The organism is Lewinella sp. IMCC34183 (genome assembly GCF_003390915.1).
Lineage (GTDB): Bacteria > Bacteroidota > Bacteroidia > Chitinophagales > Saprospiraceae > Neolewinella.
In genome coordinates this window covers 55,931-71,784 of the sequence record NZ_QMEM01000007.1, presented here as the reverse complement: position 1 = coordinate 71,784, position 15,854 = coordinate 55,931, and the positions used below count along the sequence as shown (strand labels likewise).

Genomic DNA, 15,854 nt, shown 5'->3' with positions numbered 1-15,854 from the left:
GCACCCATCACGTATCTTTTAAATCACTAGTTATGTCGGATTTTACCTTTTCGTACCAGGCGCACCTCACGCGCTTCATTTACCCGCTGTTGCTCGTGCTGGGAGGCTCGATTGTCGCGACCGCGCAGCAAACCGCCGCCCAACCCCCGGGGACGATCGAAGTCACCGGTCAGATCACCGATCTACAGGGGAATGAGGCCCTGATAGGGGTCAGCGTCCTGGTCAGGGGAGAAGCCTCCGGCGGAACGGCAACCGATATGGATGGCCGGTACGCCATCCGGGCCGGGACAAACGACACCCTGGTGTTTTCCTACATAGGCTACACGCCGCAGGTGGTTCCCGTGAATAACCGGAGCGTGATCGACCTGGCACTGGCCGAAGACGTGCAGTCGCTGGAGGAGATCGTCGTGACGGGCTACGGTACCCAGAAACGGGAGTCCATCACCGGTGCCATCGCGACCATTGGCAGCGACGAGATCGGCCGGGTGAAGAACTCCGGAACCTCCGCGAGTACCGGCCTGGCCGGCAAGATCCCCGGCGTTTCCTTTCGGCAGGCGGACGGGCGCCCAAACTCCTCCGCCAACGTGCAGATCCGTAATATGGGAGAGCCCCTGTACGTAATCGACGGTATTCAGCAGGACGGGTTCCAGTTCAACCGCCTGGCGCCGGCCGACATCGAGAGCATCTCCATCCTGAAGGACGGGGCCGCCGCCATTTATGGTTTTCGCGCCGCTAACGGTGTGGTGCTGGTAACGACCAAGCGGGGTAATCGCGGCGAGCGGGCTTCCGTCAACTTCGATGCCAACTACGGGGTACAGAACTGGGTCAACTTCCCCACGGTCACCAACAGCTCCTACATCTGGGCGCTGGAGAAGATACAGGCGGACGTCAACGGCTTCGGAACCACCAACATTACGCCGGAGGACCTGGAGCGTTACCGCGTGGGGACCGAGCGGGGTTTCCAGAGCTTCGACTGGGCGAATTTTATCCTCAAAAAGAATTCTCCCATATCCCAGATCAACCTGAATACCTCGGGGGGATCCGAGCGGATCAACTATTACGCCGCCATCAACCGGAACTACAGCAACTCGGTGCTCGGCGACGAATTCGACTACGGCCGGACCAATATCATCAGCAACGTCGACGTCAACATTACCGACCGGCTAAAGGTGGGTGTCGGTATTAACGGGTATTCCGAAACCACGGAGAACCCGGGCATCCCGGGCTACGACGATTACTGGCTGCCCCGCTACGCCATCCTGCGCAACAAGCCCTGGCAGCGCCCCTATGCCAACGACAACCCGGAGTATATCAACGATATCGGGCACAACGAAACGAACTGGGCGTACAACAACTTCGAAAACGGGGGCTACCTCCGCGACAACCGCAAGTTCGGCCAGGTCAACGGTACCCTGAATTACAAGGTGCCTTTCCTGTCGGGCCTGTCGGTGCAGGGACTGGCCTCCTACCACGCGGAAGAACGGCAGCTTGACGTACACGAATACACCTACGATACGTACACCTACTTCCCGGCGACGGAAGAATCCGAAGAGGAATACCGCAGAACGGGGGGAAGTACCAACCCCTACCGGGAGCGGCAGGTCAACCACGTACAGGTACTGAATACCCAGATCGGTCTGAACTACGCGAAAATATTCGGGCGGCACGAGGTCGGTGCGCTGTTCCTTTCCGAACGGTACGAGCAGAAATTCAAAAACACGTTTACGCGGGCGCAACCGCAGACGAACGTGCTGCCGCTGATCTACTTCAACGATATCGATCAGTTTTCGGACGGCCAGAGCGAAGTGGCCCGCCTCGGCTACGTCGCGCGGCTCAACTACAACTTTGCCAACCGCTACTACGTCGAGGTGTCGGGCCGCCGCGACGGGTCGTGGCGCTTCGCACCGGACCGCCGCATCGGCTACTTCCCCGGGGGGTCGATCGGGTGGCGCATAACCGAAGAACCCTTCCTGCAGAACCTGCTGGGGGAATCCAAGGTGCTGACCAACCTGAAGCTGCGTGCTTCCTACGCCGTCGTTGGGGATGACAACGTCATCGATCCGTTCCTGTACCTGGAAGGCTACTCCTACAACCGGGGGATCGCCGTACTCAACGGCAATCCGATCGTGGGTACGCAGGACAACGGGCAACCCATTACCAACATTACCTGGTTCACGAGTGAGATCCTCAACATCGGCGCGGACTACAGCCTGTTCGGCGGGAGGATCACCGGCCAGATCGACGTATTCAACCGGAAGCGGGACGGACTGCGGGGCCGCAAGTACGACGTATTGCTGCCCAGTGAGCTGGGCTACGGGCTGCCCGACGAGAACGTATCCAGCGACCGCGTATTCGGCGCCGAAGGACTGATCGCCTACAACGGCAGCATCAATACCCTGACGTTCTCGGTATCCACGAACCTGTCCTTTGCGCGCAGCCAGTTCCTCTCTTCCTACAATCCCGTATTCTTCAACTCCTGGGATGAATACCGCTATTCCGGAGAAGGCCGGTACAACGGGATCACGTGGGGCTACCAGGTCATCGGTCAGTTCGAAAGTCAGGAGCAGATCAATAATTACGAAGTAAACGTAGACGGGCAGGGTAACAATACGCTGCTCCCGGGCGACCTGATTTATAAGGACGTCAACGGCGACGGGAAGATCGACGGGTACGACGAGCGCCCCATCGGCTACGGCAGCAGCCTGCCGCTGCTCAACGGTGGATTGAGCATTACCGCCAACTGGAAGGGCTTTGACCTGGCCCTCGACTTTTCCCTGGCCTCCGGGTATTCGTTCACCGCCAACGATGAGCTGCGGCGGGCCTTCCGGGCCAACGGGGGCAACATTGCCACCCACCTGCGCGACGCCTGGCACCGGGAGGACCCCTACGACGTGAACAGCGAGTGGATCCCGGGCTATTTCCCGCCCAACCGTTTCGACCAGGGGGGGCTGAGCTCGGTCAATAAACGGTCTGACTTCTGGCTCGTAAACGTGACCGCCTTTCGGGCCCGGACCTTCCAGCTCGGTTACAGCCTGCCGTCCTCTCTGACCTCGCGGGTCAACATCCAGCGGGCGCGGGTATACCTCAACGGCTTCAATTTATTCTCGCTCCATAACGTGAAGCGCTACAACATTGATCCGGAAGTCAGCACCTCCAACGGATTGGACTACCCGCAGTCGCGCGTTGTCAGCGCCGGGGTCAACCTCACTTTCTAACCGATCAAGCAACAATCCATGAATAAGATTAATTACCTCCTGTTGGCGCTGCTGTTCTGTGGTGGTTGGGCCTGTGAGAAAGACAGTGATTTCCTGACCCGCAGTCCGGCACAGACCCTGACGACCGAGCAGGCACTGGGCGACGCCGCGCAGGTGGAGTCGATTCTATCCAACCTCTACTCACGTCAGTTTTCTATCGTCCGGTTGAACGACTGGGGAACCTTTGCCGACTTCAACGAGGTGTACGTAGCGGCCAACGACGGGGCTACGAATAACTGGCACAACAACAATAGCTGGGGCTGGAACGGTACCAACGGCTACTGGGGAACTTGGGATTACGGGTACATCCGGGAAATGAACCTGTTCATCCAGCGGATGCCCCAGGCTACCATACCGGAAAACCTGATCCGGACCTACACCGCCGAGGCCCGGTACCTCCGCGCCGCGTACTACTACGAGCTGGCCAAACTGTTCGGCGGGGTGCCCATCATCCTGGAGCCCCTCACCTACGACTTCAGCGGCGACCCTACCTACCTGCAGGTACCGCGGTCTACGGAGGCCGAGATCTACGACTTCGTCATTCAGGAAGCCACGGAGCTGGCTACCCTGCTGCCCGTCAATTCTTCCGGAAAATCCCGGGCAACCGCCGGGGCCGCCCTGGCGATGAAGGCGCAGGCGGCCGTCTACGCCGGCTCCCTGGCCAGGTATGGAGCCACCACTCCCTCCGTCACCCTCGGCGACGGGGTGATCGGCATCCCGGAAAGCCGGGCCGAGGGTTACTACACCACGGCGCTGGAGGCGGCACAACGCATCATCGACGGAGAGGTAGGTGACTACAGCCTGTACCTGAAGGATCCGAATAATCTTTCGGAGAACTTCGCGGCGCTGTTCTACGACAAGAATGCCAACCCCGAGGTCATTTACCAGGAGGAGTACCTCCTCAAGTTCAAGACCCACGGCTACACGGTTTCGAACCAGCCGCGCTTCGGTGCCGAGGAGGAAGAGGGCGGGGCCATGAACCCCTCGCTGAACCTGGCACAGTCGTTCGAACTGCTCGACAATACCTTCGCGCCGTTTCCCACGGTGGATGATGCCGGCAACCCGATTTACTACGACGAACAGGAAGACATTTTCGCCAACCGCGACGCACGCCTGGGCGGAACGATAATTTTGCCCGGCAGCACCTTCAAGGGCCGTCCGGTAGACATCTGGGCGGGCGTGCGCCTCGCCGACGGTGAGATCGTGACCGGCAACGAACGGGGGCAGTTGCGCGAGTTGCCCGGCAGCAACGTCCCGCAGCAAGTGGTGGGCTTTGACGGACCGCTGGAGGGCACGGTGCAGAACGCGGTAACGGGCTTCTACGTCCGCAAGTACCTGGACCCGACGCCGGGCTCCGGACAGCGGGGTAACCAGAGCGACGTTTCGCGTATTCAGTATCGCTTCGGCGAGATCCTGCTCATTGCCGCCGAGGCCGCTTTCGAGCTGGGCGATCCCGCCACTGCCGCGGACTACATGAACCGGGTACGCGAACGGGCCGGCTTCACTATCCCCCTCACCCCCGACGAGATCACCTTCGACCGTATCGTCCACGAGCGCCGGGTAGAGTTTGCCCTAGAGGGACAGTACTACATGGACCTGAAGCGGTTCCGCATTGCCCACGAGGTATTCGACGGAGCGGCCATGGACCTGGAGGGGCTGAAATCCAACCTCGGCAGTGCCACCAAGCGGAGCACCCAGCCCTGGGGGCTGTGGCCGTATAAGGTATACGACCCGGGATCACCCAACGACGGGAAGTGGTACTACACCGAAGTGCTGCCGAGTCGCGTCACCGCGGCCGATACCTGGCAGCTGGGTAACTACTACAGCAATATAAACAACGACATCCTGGCAAATAACCCCGCGCTGCTACGCCAGCCGCTACAGTAACTAACCCTAAAGCAAATTGGTCATGAAAACCACATTTAGATTTTTGACGATCCTGCTGGCGGGAACTCTACTGCTGGCTTGTGAAAAGGACAACTTCGATGCACCCAGCGCCAACCTGACGGGGCGTCTCCTGTACGAGGGAGAGCCTATCTACCTCGAGTATAACCGCGTGAGCTACCAGCTGTACCAGGACGGGTTCGGCAAGACCGGCCCGATCGGCAGCACCTTCACTCCTGAGGGCGAGTTTTCCCATCAACTGTTCAACGGGGAATACAAGATGGTCATCCCTCCGGGGCAGGGCCCGTTCGTCGCTCTGCGCAACGCTTCCGACCAGCCCGACACCATTATGATCGACCTACGGGGAAATCAAAACCTCGACATTGAGGTCACCCCGTACTGGCGCATCCGCGACGCGCAGTTAAATGCCGGAGAGGGGAGGGTCAGCAGTACGTTCGGACTCGAACAAATTGCCACGGGCAACTCGGCGCGGGAGGTCGAAAGTGCTACCCTGTACGTGAGCAAGACCGCCTTTGCCAATACTCAGACCAACATTGCGACGGCCGGTATAGCAGGCGGTGATATCACCGATATGAATAACATCAGCCTGAGCGTAGGTATCCCCGAAATACGGCCGACCCAGAATTATGTTTTTGCCAGCATAGGCGTAAAATTCGTTGGAGTGGACGACCTGATCTTTTCGGCGACCGAGCGGCTGGACTTCTAGCCACGGGTGCGCGGTCCAGCGGATAAGGATGATATGCCCGGTAGTAGACCTTACTACCGAGCATCTTTATTTGGTGATTGATGTCCTGGACAAAAAGCTTTCCCGCGGAGGAACTATGGAGTAGGGGAGCGGCGGGTCTACGCTGGGTGGACGGAGGTTAAGTGTAGGTTAATTATCGCGAACTGGTCCGTACTGCTAGTGGCCGGTCGACTAGTCGACCGGCCACTAGCAGTAATCCGACTCGCTTCCGATTTTCCACCATACACGCATGGGTAGCAGGTAGCGGTGGTTTTAGTCTTCGGATGGAGCGATCCTACACGTATTTTTGAAGGAATACCTACTCAACAAGCAACCATGAAGGCGACGGCGCAGATCAGTAGAATGGTATCGATCTACTCAAAGTGTGCGATAGTCGTGTTGCTGGTCGGGGCGGTCGGCTGGCCGGCCGGCGTCGTGGCCCAGCATTCACGTGAAGCCATCGTCGCCGCAGCCGATCGAAGCCTTCCCGCCGCCCTCGAAGAGCTCACCGCTTTCCTGGCCGTGCCCAACGACGGGAAGGACGCCGCGCAGGTGGAGGCCAACCTGCAATGGTGCCACGATCGGTTTGCCGGCCTGGGATTCGAGGTAACGCGAGTGGAAACCCCGGGTATGCCCCTCCTCTTCGCCGAACGGAAGGTCGACGCTGCACTACCTACTGTCCTGTTCTACCTGCAGATTGACGGTCAGCCCGTCGATGCCGCCGCCTGGCAGCAGCCCGACCCCTACGCGGCGGTATACAAACGGAAGGGAGAGGACGGGAATTTCGTAACGGTCACCGCACCCGCGTCCGCGCCCTACGATCCCGACCTTTATCTGTTTGCCCGATCCGCCTCCGATTCGAAGGGGCCGGCCGTAGCCTTCCTTACCGCGCTGGACGTGCTGCAGCAGGAGGGGGACGCGCCCGCCTACAACGTCAAGGTGATCATGGATTTTCAGGAGGAGCTGGGTAGCCCCGACCTGCCCGGTGCCGTAGAGGCAAACCGTGCGTTGTTCGCGGCCGACTTCCTGGTGATCATGGACGGTACCCGCCACGTGAGTAACCTGCCCACCCTGACGTTTGGCGCCCGAGGGATCGCGACGGTGACCCTCCGGGTCTTTGGACCGGCGTATCCGCTGCACAGCGGACAGTACGGCAACTTCGCGCCCAATCCGGTCTTCGGTGCCGCCCGGCTGCTGGCGGCAATGAAGGACGCGGATGGCCGGGTACTCATTCCCGGCTTCTACGACGGCGTCGTTCTGTCGGACGCGGACCGGCAGGACATGCGCAACGTACCCGAGCACTCCGCGGACATCCGCGAGATGGTGGGCATTGCCGCCGAGGAGAAGCTGGGAGATACGTACCAGGAGGCCCTGCAGTATCCCAGCCTCAACGTCCGTGGGTTGCAGGCCGGCTGGACGGGCCCGGAAGTACGCACCCTGATCCCCGAAGAGGTGGTGATCGAACTGGACCTGCGGCTCGTCCCGGAAACGCCCGGGGAGCGGCAGGTCCGCCTGTTGCGTGAATTCGTAGAGCAGCAAGGATACCACTTCGTCGACGGGGCGCCCACCGAAGCGGAACGCCATACCTATCCCAAGCTGATCGCCATGGAGTACCGTATCGGCTCGGTTCCCTTCCGTACGGACCTGGGTACGCCGATCGATCGCTGGCTCACCGCGGCGGTACAGCGCGGGACCGGCAGGGAGCCCATTCGGATGCGGACCACCGGGGGTTCGCAGCCCATGGGGCCGTTTGTAAATCTGCTGGGCCTGCCCGCCGTATCGCTCCGTATCCCAAACCCCGACAATAGTATTCACGCGCCGGACGAAAATATCCGGCTGGGCAATTTTCGGGAAGGCATCATGGAATGCCTGGCGGTACTTACCGAACCCCTGGAGGAATGGTAGAACTGCACCGTGCTGGATGAGCATAGATTGGTTAACAATTGATTTCCAGGGCGGGTCGGATCTTATATCGGAAAAATGGGAGCCGATTGATATGACTGTAACGTCCTGCGATCACCTAGTGTGTGCATAGTGTAACTGGTCGTTACAACGCGAATCTTATCCAAAATTCATTCCTAAAACGAATTAGGTTAGTGTTTAAACCGGTTGTAATAAATAATTCCGGATGATTTGGGCCCTGACATTTGCAGCGCGGGAACACCGCTTATATATTGCCTTGATAGACATATCATGTATATGTTTTGTATTTCCCCACCTTTCCCAATTATCAAGGTATGATCAACCTCACTAGTAGATTTACTTTCTGTTTGGCGGGATTAGTTATCATATTGCTCAGTGGCCCGGTTTACGGTACGCAACTGAGTACGTCGATATCTCCTACCGACCGCGGTCCGTCCGCTTCCCCCCCGCTCTATGCCGACCCTCCGGTCGAACGCGTTCTCACCGGGCAGATCGTCGATGCCGGTACGGGGGAAACCCTGATTGGAGCTACCGTTCGGGTGAAGGACGGCACCTCCGGCACGGTCACCGACGTCGATGGCAATTTCTCCATTACCGTTCCGGACGGGGAAGTCACCCTGGTTATTTCCTCGATCGGCTACACAACACAGGAGATTGCGGTGCCCGCCAGCGAGAGCAACGTAGTCATCAACATGTCCACTGACGTCGAGTCCCTCTCCGAGGTGGTCGTGGTCGGCTACGGTACGCAGCGCAAATCGGACGTGACCGGCGCCATCGGCGTGGTCAGCGCCGAAGAACTGCTGAAGGCTCCGGTAACCAACGCGCTGCAGGGCCTGCAGGGCAAGGTAGCAGGCGTAAATATCTTCCTGAACTCCGGTTCTCCCACCGGTAGTCCGCGGGTGCTTATTCGCGGCCTGGGAACGATCAACTCCAACTCTTCCCCCCTCTACGTGGTGGACGGGGTAGTCATGGAGGACATCCAGTTCCTCAATCCCAACGACATCAAGAGCATGGAGGTGCTGAAGGACGCTTCGGCCACCGCCATCTACGGCTCCCGGGGCGCCAACGGCGTGATCCTGGTGACCACCAAGCGCGGACCCAACCAGGAAGGTATCGTGGTCGGCTACGACGGTTACGTTTCGGCCGGTACCCTGCGCAAGAAAATGGAGGTCCTCAACGCCGACGAGTGGTTGGAGGTCGTCCAACGCGGTATTGAGAACGCTCCCAAGTACCCCAACGGAAAAAACCCCGGCATCGCCTTCGATAACCCCCTGTTCTTTGACGAGAACGGTGATCCCCTCTACGACACCGACTGGCAGGAGGAGGCAACCCGTACCGCGGTCAGCCATAGCCATCAGCTCTCGGTCCAACAGCGCACCGGCAACTCCTCCTACGGCGTGTTCCTCAACTATACCGGCACGGAAGGGATCATGCTCAACAACTACCTGAACCGGCTGTACGGTAAGGTAGCCTACGAGGGCAACCCTAAGGACTGGCTGACCTTTGGCTTCAACATCCTGACCAACGTTACGAAGGAAAACAGCTTCGAGGAAGGCGGCGGCGGACAGTCGCCCCGCCGAACCATGATCGAGATGCCCCCGATCTTCCCGGTCCGCTACCCCGACGGTACCTACTCCAAAAGCAGCGACCTCGTCGGCAACTTCAACCTCGAGGCCATGGCCAACCCGGTCCACGTGCTCGAAACGCAGGACCGCCTTGCCAAGCGCACCCAGCTCTTCGGAAACACCTACCTGGTGTTCAATATCGCCGAGGGGCTCAACTTCCGCACCCAGTTCGGTTTCGACAAGCACGAGCGCTTGTTCCAGTTTTACAGCCCACGCGACCTGATCAACATCTCCGATCCGCTGGGTACCGCCAGTCAGAGCACCCAGAACGTCGTCTACTGGCAGCAGGAGAACTACCTGAACTACAACAAGCTCTTCGGCCAGCACAGCATCAACGGCGTGGCCGGCTTCAGCTTCCAGAAGCGTACCGACGAAAGCTACGGCATCACCGCCCGCGGCTTCGCCGACGACTTCTTCCGCTTCAACAACCTCGGCGCGGCCAGCCAGCCCGGGGCGCCCACTTCCGGCTACAGCGACTGGACGATGAACTCCTACTTCCTGCGTGGCAGTTACAGCTACGACGACCGTTACCTCCTGACGCTGACCGGCCGGGTCGATGGCTCCTCCCGCTTCGGTGCGGGTAACAAGTACGGCTGGTTCCCCTCCGTAGGCGTGGGCTGGGTAGTTTCGAATGAGGAATTCCTCGCCGGTAACCCCACCATCAGCCAGCTGAAACTGCGCTCCAGCTTCGGTATCACGGGTAATACGGAGATCGGCTCCTACCGGTCGCTGGCTACCGTGGTCTCGGGTACTACCCTGATCAACGCACAGCGGGTCACCAGCACCGTGATCAATGGCCTGGCGAACCCCGACCTGCAGTGGGAAAAGACCCAGCAGTTTGACGTGGGCTTCAACCTGGCCCTGTTCAATTACCGGGTGAACCTGGAGATGGACTACTACTACAAGCTCACCACCGACCTGCTACTGGAACGTCCACTGCCGCAGACCACCGGCTTCGGCTCGTACTTCGACAACATCGGCTCGGTTTCCAACCGCGGCATCGAGGTGCTGCTCTCCACCCAGAACGTCACCACGCCCCAGTTTGCCTGGAGCACTAACCTGAACTTCAACTACAACAAGAACCGCATCGAGAAGCTGGGCGAGAACAACGAGGACATCGAGTCCGGCCCCTTCTGGGTATCGGGCAGCCAGACCATCCTGCGCGTGGGTGAGCCGCTGTCTTCCTTCTGGGGCTACCGCCGCCTGGGCACCTGGAACACCGGCGAGGCCGACGCGGCCGCCGAGGTCGGCCGGATCCCGGGAGAGGCCAAGCGGACCACCGAAAAGGAGATCATCGGCCACGGGCTTCCCGACGTCACCGGCAGCTTCATCAACAACTTCACGCTGGGCAATTTCGACCTGACCGTCGACCTGCAATTCTCGCTCGGTGCCGACATCATGCAGCAGTACTACCACTCTACCGAAGACCGCTCCGGTATCGCCAACGGCCTGCGGACCATTCTCACCGAGGCCTGGACGCCGGAAAACCAGAACACCATGGTGCAGCAGATCCGCCACCAGGCCTGGGCCGGTCAGAACAGCGAGGTGGACGACCACTGGGTCGTGGACGGCTCCTACCTGCGCGGCAACGCCTTCACCCTCGGCTACAACGTTGCCGGGAATGCCCTGGACCGCATCGGCATGAGCAGCCTGCGGCTGTACGTCAACGCGCAGAACCTCTTCGTGGTCAACTCCGACGAGTTTCAGGGGATGGATCCCGAGGCTACGTCGTGGGGCGGCAACCAGTGGGGCCAGAACATCTTTTTCTTCCAGTATCCCCGCCCCCGTTCCTTCACTTTCGGCCTAAACCTCAAATTCTAAGCAACCATGCACTATATCAAACTAGCAGCTCTCCTGCTACTGGGCGGTATGAGCTACTCCTGCTCTGACTTCCTCGAGGAAGAGCCCCGTAGCGAAGCCAGTCTGAACCAGTTTTTCACCGAGCCCGCGCACGCGGAGAACGCCGTGAACGCGCTCTACCGTGACGGGGCCCCCGGCCTGTGGATAAACGGTGGCGTGTACAACGGCCGTGACATTATGTACGGCCCCTACCTCTCGGGCTTCTTTGAAAACAACTATAAAGGACAGTATGCCTATATCGGCTTCGCCCAGCAGTTGCAGCTCAACGCCATCAACTCCAACTCGATCCTGAATACCTACTGGTCGCAGATGTACCGCGAGATCAGCCGGGCGAACAACGCGATCAAGTACATTCCCACGACCGAAGGACTTAGCGACACCCAGGTCAACCGGCTGCTCGGGGAAGCGCGCTTCTTCCGTGCCTGGGCCTACTTCGTGCTCGTGCGGATGTTTGGCGACGTGCCAATGATCACGGAGCCCTACGAATCGACCGCCGACATCTACCGGCCCCGTAACTCGGCCGACGATATTTACGCCCTGATCGTGCAGGACCTGGACTTCGCCGTTAACTCGGCCGGCCTGGCCAACCAGAACATGGTGACCAATGGCTACCGCGTTTCGCGCCCCGCCGCCGCCGCCCTCCTGGCCGACGTGCAACTGACCCGTAGCGGATTCCCGCAGCAGAACGATAACTACGCCGCCGCGGCTACGGCCGCGCGCCTAGTGATCAACAGCGACGCGCATTCGCTGGTCCAGAACGCGGTCACTTCCACCGGACAGCTCATTCCGGCGAACAGTGCCTACAACAAGATCCGTCAACAGGCGCCGGAGGCCATTGCCCAGGAATTCGTCTACCCCATTGAGTTTACCCTCGCAATTGCCGGCTCGGGTTACGCGGCTTACACCTATCCGGTAACCCTTACGAACAAGACCAAATACAGCATCACCAACCAGGCCTACGAGCCGCGTGACCAGTTCATCGCCATGTACGACGCGTCGGAAGACCTACGTATGCAGAACAAGCAATTCTGGCACCGGACCTTTGTCGACCCCCAGACCGGAGATACGACCACCTTCCGCTGGCAGCCGTACCTGTGGCACGACGATGGGGCGCTCTTCGGCACCGCCAACCCCGCCAACTCCGAACTCGAAGTAGCGGCCTACTCCTACCCCGAGGTACTCCTCATCGCCGCCGAAGCCATCGCCCGATCGGAGGGCGTAACCGCCGAGGCCGTGGGCTACCTCACCCAGGTCCGTAGCCGCGCCTACTGGATGCAGACCGCCGATGAGATCAGCGGTTCCCTGTCCGGACTTTCGGTTCAGGAGTTTGTCGAGGAGGTCTGGGCCGAGCGCAACCGCGAACTGGCCCTTAACTTCAAGATATGGTTTGATATGATCCGCACCCGCAAGTACCCCGAGGCCGTGGGCAACGGCGAGATCAACTTCGCCGACCTGATCGGTCACGAGAGCACCTGGGGCTCCACCTTCCAGGAGAAGCACCTCCTGCTGCCGCTGCCCGACCAGGAATTACAGCGTAACGGTGAGCTGGTACAGAACCCGGACTACTAGGGTACCTACCCCGCAGTACGAATCCGCGCGCGTCCCGCCTACCTCCCCGGAGGTAGGCGGGACGCTGCGTTCGGGGACCTACCCCCGGTAAGCGCATTGTGTAACTACTATGTATCCGGCCCGGCCCGCGCCCACCTCGGCGGAAGCAAGTGACAACTGGCGGACGGGGTGCCTGAGCACGCCCGGCGGTACGCCGGTCAGGCGCTACCTTGGCCGCCACACGTTCTAGTCGATGCAACCCTGGGTACTCATACTGTCGCTCCTGGCCGTCTGCCTTCCGGCAGGCGCGCAGCGGGCGGGAGTGGGGGCCTACGGGGAGCTCAACCCCCGCACCCGGAGCTTTACCGAGGCCGACTACGGGGCCGAAAACCAGAACTGGGACCTGACGCAGTCGCCCGAGGGGGTACTGTACGTAGCCAACTCCGGGGGCGTGCTGCGCTTCGACGGTGTCAGCTGGAGCGTACATCAGCTGCCCGCCCGGCCCACCGTGCGGGCGGTAGCCTGGGCCGACGACCGGCTCTACGTCGGAGGCTACGGGGAGTTCGGCTACTTCCGGCAACGCGGGGGTGGCCTGGGCGATTACGTGTCCCTTTCCGCCCGCCTGCCCGCCGACGAGCGCGGCGAGGAGATCTGGAACATCGAACCCCTGGCCGACGGTACGGTGGCCTTTCAGTCCTTTGCCCGCCTCTACTGGCTGGTGGGCGACAGCCTGCGCTCCGAACAGCCCGGCAGGATCATGTTCGCCCATGGCGTGGGGAAGCAACTGTTGCTGCCGGTGACCGGCGAGGGTATCCTGGTGCAGTCCGCGGATACGGCACCCGTCCTGCTGCCCGACAGCGACCCCGGCGGGCGGGCGATCGTTGGCGTGGCCGGCCCCGCGGACCGGCCGCTGGTGGCTACGGAGGACCGGGTCTACGTTTACCGGGGCGAAGGGCTGGAGAGCTGGTCGCCCGCTGCCGACCGCCTGCTGGCCGGACAGCAGATCAATCGCCTGTCGGTACTGCGGAACGGGGACGTGGCGGTGGGAACGATCGTCAGTGGCGTCTACGTATTCGATGCGGCGGGCACCCTCAGCTACCGCGTGGGGTTTGGCAACGGACTGAGCAACAATACCGTACTGGCCCTGCTGGAAGACCGGAGCGGCAACCTGTGGACGGGCCTCGACCGGGGCCTGGGCCTCATCGTCCGCAGCGAACCCTTACGCTTTTACCGGTCCGGCGACCGGCCCGTAGGAGCCGCCTACGCGGCGGTGGAGCACGCGGGTACCTTTTACCTCGGCACCAACCAGGGGTTGTACCGCTACGATTCGGTCGCGGTGGGCTTCGTGCTGCTGGCGGGCACGGAGGGTCAGGTCTGGGAGCTGCGGTCTACCCCGTATGGCCTGCTCTGCGGACACAATAACGGTACCTACCTGGTCCGTGACGGCCGGGCGGAGAAAGTATCCGACCGGGCGGGAGGCTGGCAAACGGAAAGGCTGGACACGGACGGCGGCAGCAGGTGGCTGCAGGCCAACTACGCGGGGCTGAGCGTACTGAACCTGGGCGCGGACGCAGGTGCGGAGCAACGCGTGGAAGGCTTGCTCGCTCCGCTGCGGTACCTGTCACGAACCGGGGCGCGGGAAGTACTTGCCCTCCACGGCGCGCGCGGCGCGTACCGGATATCCCTTTCGGACGACTGGGATCGCATCACCGGGGTAGACACGCTCCGCAAGCCCGACCTCATCCGCCCGCTGCTGGCCCGGTTCGGGGATACGCTGCTGGTGCAAACGGACGAGGGAATCTACGCTTACCGGGACCGCCGCCTGGATTCCCTGACGCACTTTCGTGGCTACCGGCCCCGGCCCGCGGACTACCTGCTGCCGGGGCGGGCGGGGAGCGGGGAATGGTTCGTGGTGGCGCCGGACCGGATCGCCGTATACCGCGGTCATCAGCGGCTGGCCGCTTACCCCATCCGTTTGCGGCGGGGGTACCCCTACCTGACCGCCCTGGCTAACGGGGAATACCTGCTCGGCCTGGAAGACGGATTTACGGTGTACCGGGTCGACTCCACCCGCCCGCCCCGGCCGGAGCTCCTGCTCGAGCTAAAGGACCATGGCGCGGGAGCCGAAGAAATCCGTCTGCCTTACCTGAAAAACAACCCGGCCTTCACGTTTGCGCTGCCCGCGCTGGACCGGAACGTCCGATACCGCTACCGGCTGATCGGACTGGAGGAGGAATGGTCGGAATGGTCGGAACGCGGGGAGCGCGAGTACACCAGCCTGGAAGAGGGAAACTACCGCTTCGTGGTGCAGACGGACTGGTACGGGCTACAGGAAGCGGTCGACTTTACGGTGCTTCCCCCCTGGTACCGTACGGTCTGGGCGTACCTCCTGTACGCGCTGCTGTCCGTCGCGGTGTGTTACGCCTTCTACCGGGAGCACCACAAACAGCTCCAGCGGCAGGCCCGCAAGCTGGAAACCCTCCGCCAGCGACAGCTCCAGCGGCAGCGCATCGAGGCCCGCAACGAGATCCTCGAAACCGAAAACCAACGCAAAAGCCGGGAGCTGGCCAACACGACCCTGACCCTGGCCAAGAAAAACGAGATGCTGCTGGACCTCAAAGAGGAATTCGAACGGGCCGCCGTACCGGACCGGCTCCTGCACCTGATCGACCGCAACCTGGACCACGAGGAGGACTGGGCCATCTTCGAAGTACACTTCAATGAGGTGCACGAAGAATTTTTCAAGCGGCTGCGTGCGGCCCACGACGATATCACCGCGGGCGATCTGCGCCTGGCGGCCTACCTCCGCATGGACCTGAGCTCGAAGGAGATCGCACCCCTGCTCCACATTTCGGTCCGCGGCGTGGAAAACAAACGCTACCGATTGCGTAAAAAGATGGGCCTGGATTCGAATGCTAATTTGAATATGTATTTGCAGCAATTGTGAGCAATTTATTCACATGGCGTAGTCTTGGTGAGGTGGAATTCTAGGATATATGGGGTTTCTGAGAGAAC

At 61.0% G+C, this 15,854-nt stretch carries 7 protein-coding genes; all 7 read left to right on the top strand.

The window, feature by feature from the left end:
* Positions 1-32 precede the first annotated feature (32 nt).
* The 7 genes from DQG19_RS15300 (at position 33) to DQG19_RS15270 (ending at position 15,786) form a co-directional block, all read left to right on the top strand.
* A complete protein-coding gene (locus DQG19_RS15300; protein WP_116127157.1) occupies positions 33-3,215 on the top strand; it encodes a SusC/RagA family TonB-linked outer membrane protein in 3,183 nt (1,060 codons plus the stop codon).
* Positions 3,216-3,233: 18 nt separating this feature from the next.
* Complete coding sequence (locus tag DQG19_RS15295; RefSeq protein WP_116127156.1) at positions 3,234-5,141, top strand: RagB/SusD family nutrient uptake outer membrane protein; 1,908 nt, start codon at positions 3,234-3,236, stop codon at positions 5,139-5,141.
* A 22-nt stretch (positions 5,142-5,163) separates the two neighbouring features.
* Positions 5,164-5,865, top strand: a complete 702-nt coding sequence (locus DQG19_RS15290) for a DUF3823 domain-containing protein (protein ID WP_116127155.1) — start codon at positions 5,164-5,166, stop codon at positions 5,863-5,865.
* A 354-nt stretch (positions 5,866-6,219) separates the two neighbouring features.
* Entirely contained in the window at positions 6,220-7,788 is a 1,569-nt protein-coding gene (locus DQG19_RS15285; RefSeq protein ID WP_116127154.1) for a M20/M25/M40 family metallo-hydrolase, read from the top strand.
* Positions 7,789-8,153: 365 nt separating this feature from the next.
* Positions 8,154-11,252 carry a SusC/RagA family TonB-linked outer membrane protein gene (locus DQG19_RS15280; protein ID WP_198661767.1) on the top strand — a complete coding sequence of 1,033 codons (3,099 nt, stop codon included), beginning with the start codon at positions 8,154-8,156 and terminating at the stop codon, positions 11,250-11,252.
* Positions 11,253-11,258: 6 nt separating this feature from the next.
* Positions 11,259-12,860: a RagB/SusD family nutrient uptake outer membrane protein gene (locus tag DQG19_RS15275; RefSeq protein ID WP_116127153.1), complete on the top strand. Its 1,602-nt coding sequence runs from the start codon at positions 11,259-11,261 to the stop codon at positions 12,858-12,860.
* 232 nt (positions 12,861-13,092) lie between these two features.
* The gene (locus tag DQG19_RS15270; protein ID WP_116127152.1) at positions 13,093-15,786 is read left to right on the top strand and encodes a triple tyrosine motif-containing protein; all 2,694 of its coding nucleotides are present in this window, start codon (positions 13,093-13,095) and stop codon (positions 15,784-15,786) included.
* The last annotated feature ends 68 nt before the right edge of the window (positions 15,787-15,854 follow it).

Excerpts from the sequence above, each read along its gene's own strand:
- DQG19_RS15275 (WP_116127153.1), top strand. The coding sequence starts at position 11,259 with ATGCACTATATCAAACTAGCAGCTCTCCTGCTACTGGGCGGTATGAGC.
- DQG19_RS15270 (WP_116127152.1), top strand. The coding sequence starts at position 13,093 with ATGCAACCCTGGGTACTCATACTGTCGCTCCTGGCCGTCTGCCTTCCG.
- DQG19_RS15290 (WP_116127155.1), top strand. The coding sequence starts at position 5,164 with ATGAAAACCACATTTAGATTTTTGACGATCCTGCTGGCGGGAACTCTA.
- DQG19_RS15295 (WP_116127156.1), top strand. The coding sequence starts at position 3,234 with ATGAATAAGATTAATTACCTCCTGTTGGCGCTGCTGTTCTGTGGTGGT.
- DQG19_RS15300 (WP_116127157.1), top strand. The coding sequence starts at position 33 with ATGTCGGATTTTACCTTTTCGTACCAGGCGCACCTCACGCGCTTCATT.
- DQG19_RS15285 (WP_116127154.1), top strand. The coding sequence starts at position 6,220 with ATGAAGGCGACGGCGCAGATCAGTAGAATGGTATCGATCTACTCAAAG.